A 6,704-nucleotide genomic window follows, 5' to 3' on the forward strand; every position below is an offset into this window, starting at 1 on the left:
AATTGGAGCTTTCTCGCATCTTTGTGAACCTTGGGATCGCAGGTGTAGACTCCGGCGACATCGCTGAATATCTCACATGAGACCCCAGCCTTTGCAGCAATCGCGACAGCAGAAGTATCCGATCCTCCCCGCCCGAGGGTAGTAAGATTCCCATCGCGATCGACACCTTGAAAACCTGTAACGACTATCACATCATAGTTCTCAAGTTCTGCATACATCTTTTCGAGGTTAAGATCTGCGATTCTTGCGTTGCTGAAATCTCCAACGGTGCTTATATCAAGCTGCATTGCGTTGTGCGAGATCGAACGGACACCCATACTAAGAAGAGCTATAGAAAGAAGCGCCGCCGAAACCTGTTCTCCTGTCGCAAGAAGCATTGCAAGCTCCCTCTCATCAGGGACAGGAGTCAGGCTTTCGGCTATGGAAATCAGATCATTGGTTGTCTTTCCCATAGCCGAAACAACAACGATCATCTTTTCGCCGTCATCTACTCGTTTCTTTATTCTTGTTGCAACGTTCATTATTCTCTCTGCATTGGCGACAGAAGAGCCTCCATACTTCTGGACAATCATCTAGCTCTCCCGAATCTCGCGCAGCTCTTTGACGAGGCTCGTTTTACTCGCAGTTTTCTCGTCGAACTGCTTTATCACCCGCGCCGGCATCCCGGCCGCAACCGAACGCGGGGGTACATCTTTCGTCACAACCGCTCCCGCTGCAATCACCGAGTGCTCTCCTATCCTTATGCCTTCGAGAACGACCGCATTTGCTCCGACCAGTACGTTATCTTCTATGATTACAGGCGTAGCGCTTGGTGGCTCGACAACTCCGGCAATTACGGCACCGGCTCCTATATGACAGTTGGCACCGATTATCGCACGACCTCCGACAACTACGTTCATGTCTATCATTGTTTCACGGCCGATGACAGCTCCAATGTTAATTACGGCTCCCATCATTATCACTGCGTTGTCTCCGATCTCGACCGTTTCTCGGATTATTGCACCTGGTTCTATCCTTGCACGATAATTTTCGAGTTCAGCCAGTGGAAGAGCGGAGTTTCTTGCCCTCACCTCGAGATAGTGAGAGGTTATCTTTTCGGAGTTCGTTTCAAGTATTTCTCTTATCTCTTTCAGGTCGCCAAAGATTATGCCAAAATCCCTTCCTCCAATGAACGAGGTGTTTCCAGATCTGAAACCTTCGAGATCACCGCAAAGATAGCAAACGGAAGGCGTCTTCTTCTTGGAGTCTCTTATCATTTTTATTATCGTTTCTGCATCCATCTGACAACCTCCTCATAGGAGTAGAAACCGTTTTCCCTCTCAGCGCAGAACATTGCGGCCTTCAGTGCACCTATCGCGAAGACTTTGCGAGAGATGACCCTGTGGCTTATCTCTATAACCTCTCCCTCGTTGGCAAAAAACACTCTGTGGTCTCCGGGGATGCCTCCCGTCCGTACAGAATGGATAGGCAGATCCCTCCCTACGGATTCCTTAAGCATGATAGCGGTGCCGGAAGGAGCGTCTTTCTTCGCGCTGTGATGGACTTCAATTATCTCTGCTTCGAATTCCTCCAGCAGAGATGAATACTCTTTCAAGATCATTCTCAGTAGGTTTATACCGGTGGAGAAATTGAAACTCTGAACTACCGGGACCTTTTCTGCGAGCCTTCTAAGATCGGCAATGTCTGACTGGTTTAGAGCAGTCGTTCCTGTAACGATTCCGGCACCGAATTGATAAGCCATCTCAATTGCGGTCTTCAAAGCTTCGCGATTCGAAAAATCTATTATGATTTCGGGTTCCCCGTGCCTGAATATACCAGTGTCACTAACCTCAAGAACGAGGTCATGTCCTTTGAAAGTTTCAATGATCTCCTTTCCCATTCTTCCAGAAGAGCCGATTAGTCCATATCTCACAGCACACCACTCTCTTTCATGGCACGTTCCACAACCTTTCGATTCGTGTCGGACAACTCAGTGAGAGGAAGGCGAAGTTCGTTTGCGCAATAACCCATTAGGCTTAGCGCGTATTTGACGGGTATGGGGTTCGACTCCACAAACAATGCCTTCATGATCGGAAGTAGCTCGAGATGTAAGTCTCTGGCAGTCTTTAGGTCTTCAAGCAGAATGGAACGAATCATCGTTGAAGTCTTCCAGGGCGCGATGTTGGAGATTACCGATATTACACCGTCTCCACCGCTGCAACAGAGGTGAAAGGCCTGATCGTCATTTCCCGACAAAACTTTGAACGTGGACTCCCTTTCCTTGAGACTTGAGATAAGATAATCCACCTGATACTGATCTCCGCTTGCTTCCTTTACTCCAACTATATTAGCGAACTCGAGGCACCTCAAGATAGTATCTGGAAGCATGTTGGCTCCGGTTCTTCCGGGAACGTTGTAGATGATTATCGGCCCCTGCACGCGCGTGGCGATCTCTCCGTAATGCCTGTAAAGACCTTCCTGAGTGGGCTTGTTGTAGTAGGGAACAACAACGAGCACACCATCGGCACCATCGTCGAACGCCTTCATCGACATTTCGATACTCTTCTTAGTCGAATTCGTTCCGGTTCCTACGATAACAGGTATAAGCCCATTCGCTTCCTGCACCGCTATCTTTATCAGCTGAGAGCGTTCGGAATCACCTATCGTCGGAGATTCACCAGTTGTGCCAAGTACTACAAGCGCATCTACCTCGTTTTCCATTTGGAATTGAAGAAATCTTCTGAAGGCCTCGTAATCTACGTTACCGTTCTTAAAGGGCGTTATAACTGCAGTTCCAGTTCCTCTGAACATTTCTCTACACCTCCTCCCAGATATGCGGCACCGTCTCTGAAGGTTACAGTGAGAAGTCCTCCGTTGGCCTGCAAAGCGACCTTGTTATGGCCTGTCTTTCTCGAGTATACCCACGCAACTGAAGTAGCCCCGCTTCCGCAGGCACCCGTCTCTCTTTCGACACCTCGTTCAAAAGTGCGAACTCTTAGATTTCCGGCCTCGATAACGCTATATATGTTGACATTTGCATCATACAGATGTCTGAGTGGAAGAAGAGCACCCCAATCAATGGCTTCTGTGCTGCCTTCCATTACGAGATGAGGAACGCCCACAACTAATATCTCCCCGCGATACTTCTCCTCTTCAAAGGAACCAAGAAAGCGGGGTGGGGGCATCTTCACTGAGACCACGTTTTCCACCAGCCCTGAAATGACCCCTGCATGTGACGAGAATTCAACTGACCCAGAGTTTTCTTTCTCGTGAATGAAATGAACATAGGTTCTTGCTCCATTTCCACAAAAGGCGGCTCTAAGACCGTCACGGTTGAAGTAATCCATGAAGCCGCTTTCCACGAAGATCGCACCATCGCTCTCACCAACATACTTGAGAACGAGCAGACGCTTTTCCTCTTCACTTAAACTTATGTTTCTCGAATCGACTACGAGAAAGTTGTTTCCTGTTGCCGAGTAATATGCCCCTTTCATGTCAAGCGCCTCCTATGTGGGTTTTCAGAATCCTAATGGCATTCGTAGCGGCTCCTACCCGGATGTTGTCCGCCACGTTCCAGAGTAGGAAACGATTGCTGTCGAAGCTTCTGAGTCTCGAAACATGGACGAGATCGGAGCCCGCTATTTCGAGTGGAGTGATATGCTCCTCGGAGTAAACTACATGATCAGAACACTCGATAGTCTCGCGGAGTTCTGTAAGTGAAAATGATCTGACAGTCTCGCAGAAAACTGATTCAGAATGGCCATGAATAACTGGTACCCTCACCGTTGTAGGCCAAACGGAAATCGAATCGTCTCCGAAGATCTTTCTCGTTTCATTAACCATCTTCATCTCTTCTGAAGAAAACCGGGAATCGAGCAGATCGCCGATCACCGGCACAACATTTCTGTGTATCTGTCTCACAAACACAGAAGGAGTGACGTCTCCTCGTTCCTGATCCTCCAACTCTGCGATTCCCTTATTCCCCGCCCCCGAAACCGCCTGATATGTGGATACAACAATAGTCCTAATTCCGTAGTTCTTATAAACCCCGCTTAGCGAAATAACCATCTGAATGGTTGAGCAGTTTGGATTGGCGATGATTCCCCTGTAACCTTCGATAAGATGCCCATTGATCTCGGGTACAACAAGCGGAATCTCTTGATTTGCCCTGAAGGCCGAAGAATTGTCTATTACGACTGTTCCCTTTCTTGAGGCAATGGGAGCGAAGCTTTTCGAAACGGATGCCCCAGCCGAAAACAGAGCGTAATCATATCCTTTGTCAAATGAATCTTCGCGAAGCTCTTTGACCTCAAGTCTCGCACCTGCAAAATCTAGATTCTTTCCGGCGCTGCGTCTGGAAGCGAAGAGGTCGATCATTGCCGAAGCCAATCCCTCCTCCTCAAGTTTCTTCAACATCATTCGGCCCACTTCCCCGGTAGCGCCTACTATAGCGAGTCGCACTTAACCACCCCCTGAAAAAGAAAAAGTGCTCCCGAAGAAAACGGGAACACTTCAATGGTTTGAAATAATGTCTTATTCCAAACCCACCGGCTCTCCACGCAATCTTCGTGACAGTCATACAGGTCTTTCCTGTATGCCCAGAAGTCGGTCGCTGGGGCTTCCGCCTTCTTCGGCACCCTCGCCTTTCGATCCGTTCCAATCCCCTGATGAACGTCTACTGATCTTGGGTGCTCCTCCGTTGGGTAACTTCCGATTGATTATATCACGGTGTTCTCGACACCAACTCGCCCTTTGAAAACATAAGGTTAACTGATCATCTCAATTGAACTTCGCTACTGAACCTCATCCGGCACCAGCTGACTGTAGCCGAGGAGCGCTGACGATATTCGGGCTGCTAGAAGCCTCCGGTTCCGCCTCCACCGCCTCCACCGCCAGAGCCACCGCCGCTGAATCCACCGCCTCCGCCGGAACCACTGCTTGAAGCAGAAGAGGCGGCCCTTGTTACTCCTGTGAAAGAGCTCACGGCATATGCTGTAACGGGATAGTACATGTATGGATGTCTGCTCTGTTCTCTCCAGACATCCTCAGGCACGATCTTGTTCAGATTCTTCCTTACGGTATCCGCTATGCCGAGTGCGGTTGCGTACACCAGATACTCCTCCCAGAGGATTATTGACTCGGGTGGTTTCTCATTCAGGAGGGAGTAGTCTTCTAAATACTTCTTCAGACCAAGCCATCTGAGATAGAAGAGCCTTCCCTCTTTTGTCCATCTTCCGAAAACGTCTTTCGGCAGGAATATGATGACCCAGCTAACCGTCCAGATCACTCCGTAGAATGCGAGCGAAAAGAGACGCATGGGGGCAAGGTCAGGTTTTGAATAGAAAACAAGAAGGAGCACACATACAACGAGCATCAGAAATGAGTATCCGTTTACTATTGACTTGCCCTTCAAATCTATAAGATGCATTTTACGTACCGTATCGTTGACCTTGCTCTTGTATTTCGAGAATTCGCTTGTGAAAACACGCGCCTTGGACTGCTTCTTCGTCACTTCTTTTTTAACATCGTTGAAGTTAAAAACATCACCCTTGTCGTATTTATCAATGAATTTCAGGAAGGCCGCTTCGGTCGGTCTTAGTTTTGTGTCGTCTCGACTCTTTATTACAATTCCCTCTACCTTGTCTCCCTTCTGAAAATCGATGTATTCCTTTCTGTACAGCTCCATAATTGTAGAGCCAATTCCGTCGTCGTCGACAAACCCGGCTAAGTTCTTGACGGCAGCGTTGATTACGTCTGGAGCATCGCCCGTCGGAAGCTCTCTCTCATACTCGGCGAAGTAGCCGATATCTATTTCCTTCCCATGCTTTCTATGAGTCCTAATAAGGACGAACGGAGTGAGCAAGCCGATTGCAATCGGGATTATCCACTTTCCAAAGAGGACAACTAGACTAACTTCCCTTTCTGCTTCATCGATGAATTTCCTATCAAATGCTCCACCAAGAGCTATATTCCTCATATTCATTGCGTTTGCTTGTTCCTTTGAAATGACTGCCCTAAACTCGACATACGTCATTGGTGGTATATTCGTTGCTTTCAGCTCGAAAGTATTTCCACTACGATTGACTTCGACAGGCGGATGCGTGAAGAAGTCAAGAATATCTAGATTCTGAGGAAACACAATCTTCGCGGTAATCTCTCCTACCCAGCTTGCTGTATCTTCACCCCATACCTTTCTGAAAATCTGGGCAATGTCAGTGCCTATCTCCACGGCTCTTCGAATAGTGTATTTGTAAGTGACGCTTACTCTCTCTTCTCCCTTGACTGGGGTAACGCTCGAAGAATTGTAAGGAACGAACCATACCCTAACTGATCGTGACGACTCGCTGCCCATAGGCTCAATATACTTGATCTCTTTGCCAACAGCTGTTACCTCGATTGAGCTATACAGACTTCCGGCTCTGTCTGCAGGAAGCTCCCTATACACTCCTCTATAAGCTTTGTTGAACACGTAGTCTATGGTCTCCGTTACCGTAAGCAGGCCGTTCTGATCAATCTCCATCAAGACATTTACTTTCTCTACCGACGTTATTGCTGAGAAAGACTCTCCAATTCCATCGCTGAAGATGAACACTGCTACTCCCCAGGTAATCAGTCCCAGAACAATTCCAGCAATGACTCTGACGACTATCTTCTTCACTTACTGCCACCTCCCCCTTATTGCATTTTACACTATCGTACCTAGAAAAAATGGAATGAGCCAGTCT

The 6,704-nt window shown here is 48.0% G+C and carries 6 protein-coding genes, 1 pseudogene and 1 riboswitch; all 7 genes and pseudogenes read right to left on the minus strand.

Features of this window, described 5'->3' with window-relative positions; genetic code table 11:
• Positions 1 to 572: pseudogene (locus B3K91_RS05920) on the minus strand (aspartate kinase); the annotation flags it as partial.
• Positions 573 to 1,280 (minus strand): 2,3,4,5-tetrahydropyridine-2,6-dicarboxylate N-acetyltransferase, encoded by a 708-nt coding sequence (gene dapD, locus B3K91_RS05925; RefSeq protein ID WP_292589614.1) that lies wholly within the window; start codon positions 1,278 to 1,280, stop codon positions 573 to 575.
• Positions 1,262 to 1,912, minus strand: coding sequence for a 4-hydroxy-tetrahydrodipicolinate reductase (locus B3K91_RS05930; RefSeq protein WP_214061391.1), 651 nt, complete (start codon positions 1,910 to 1,912; stop codon positions 1,262 to 1,264). Before B3K91_RS05930 ends, dapD begins: the two co-directional genes overlap by 19 nt.
• Positions 1,909 to 2,790 (minus strand): 4-hydroxy-tetrahydrodipicolinate synthase, encoded by an 882-nt coding sequence (gene dapA / locus B3K91_RS05935; RefSeq protein WP_292589616.1) that lies wholly within the window; start codon positions 2,788 to 2,790, stop codon positions 1,909 to 1,911. Before dapA ends, B3K91_RS05930 begins: the two co-directional genes overlap by 4 nt.
• Entirely contained in the window at positions 2,760 to 3,473 is a 714-nt protein-coding gene (dapF, locus tag B3K91_RS05940; RefSeq protein ID WP_292593407.1) for a diaminopimelate epimerase, read from the minus strand. Before dapF ends, dapA begins: the two co-directional genes overlap by 31 nt.
• Before the next feature lies 1 nt (position 3,474).
• Positions 3,475 to 4,440 carry an aspartate-semialdehyde dehydrogenase gene (locus B3K91_RS05945; RefSeq protein WP_292593408.1) on the minus strand — a complete coding sequence of 322 codons (966 nt, stop codon included), beginning with the start codon at positions 4,438 to 4,440 and terminating at the stop codon, positions 3,475 to 3,477.
• Between the two features lie 79 nt (positions 4,441 to 4,519).
• A riboswitch (Lysine riboswitch) is annotated at positions 4,520 to 4,686 on the minus strand.
• 148 nt (positions 4,687 to 4,834) lie between these two features.
• Positions 4,835 to 6,637, minus strand: coding sequence for a DUF2207 domain-containing protein (locus B3K91_RS05950; RefSeq protein WP_292594280.1), 1,803 nt, complete (start codon positions 6,635 to 6,637; stop codon positions 4,835 to 4,837).
• Between the last annotated feature and the right edge of the window lie 67 nt (positions 6,638 to 6,704).

This window comes from Mesotoga sp. UBA5847 (assembly GCF_002432735.1).
Lineage (GTDB): Bacteria > Thermotogota > Thermotogae > Petrotogales > Kosmotogaceae > Mesotoga.

What these genes read in the sequence shown, in the direction of transcription:
- dapD (WP_292589614.1), bottom strand. Translation starts at nt 1,280, where the DNA reads ATGGATGCAGAAACGATAATAAAAATGATAAGAGACTCCAAGAAGAAG.
- dapA (WP_292589616.1), bottom strand. Translation starts at nt 2,790, where the DNA reads ATGTTCAGAGGAACTGGAACTGCAGTTATAACGCCCTTTAAGAACGGT.
- dapF (WP_292593407.1), bottom strand. Translation starts at nt 3,473, where the DNA reads ATGAAAGGGGCATATTACTCGGCAACAGGAAACAACTTTCTCGTAGTC.